Origin of the sequence: Motiliproteus sp. MSK22-1 (genome assembly GCF_001968815.1) — a bacterium.
GTDB lineage: Bacteria > Pseudomonadota > Gammaproteobacteria > Pseudomonadales > Balneatricaceae > Motiliproteus.
The window spans coordinates 1-653 of sequence record NZ_MIEQ01000102.1; the positions used below are offsets into that span (position 1 = coordinate 1).

Below are 653 nucleotides of genomic sequence, written 5' to 3' on the forward strand. Positions count from 1 at the left end.
ATGACGTACTGGAAAAAGCGTTTCGTAAAGTCCAAGCCATCACCTAAATTGATCCCCTTGAAAGTGCCCGATTGGTCAGCGGATCGATTAGTACCAGTGGTCGCGACACTACCGGACGGTCTCCGCCTTGAGGTACCTGGCGAGCAAGCCATTGAGCTGTTGCCGAAACTACTCTCGGCATTGAAAGCAGAATCGTGATTCGCCCTGATCAAACGGCATCGGTTTTCCTCTATGCCGAATCCGTCGATATGCGAAAGTCGATCAACGGTCTGGCTCATCTGGTGGAACAAGAGATGGAGCTGTCACCCTTTGACTGCTCGTTATTCGTATTCTGTAACCGCAAACGGGACAAGATTAAAATCCTCTGCTGGGAAAGGAACGGCTTTATCCTCTGGTATAAACGCCTTGAGAAACACCGCTTTCGGTGGCCGGGCGATGAAGTGCCTGCGGTTATGGATGGTCAAACTTTGAACCGGCTCCTGGATGGCTACGATATTCGGCCGCAAACACCTCACGCCACATTACGCTACTCGACAATGGGCTAGCTGACGACCACAGCCCGTTCCTTTATAGTGGCTTGTATGACCTTGCAAGCTACTGATCTTCCAGACGATCCCGATGCACTCAAAGCCCTGCTGCTCAAGCAGCAGGGC

2 protein-coding genes are annotated in these 653 nt (G+C 51.9%); both read left to right on the forward strand.

From position 1 onward, the window contains the following. Positions 1–198 (forward strand): hypothetical protein (locus BGP75_RS27550; protein WP_076721959.1); only part of this gene is annotated, 198 nt, incomplete at its 5' end. After that, positions 195–545: an IS66 family insertion sequence element accessory protein TnpB gene (tnpB, locus tag BGP75_RS26590; protein WP_076721960.1), complete on the forward strand. Its 351-nt coding sequence runs from the start codon at positions 195–197 to the stop codon at positions 543–545. The genes BGP75_RS27550 and tnpB, both read left to right, overlap by 4 nt. The last annotated feature ends 108 nt before the right edge of the window (positions 546–653 follow it).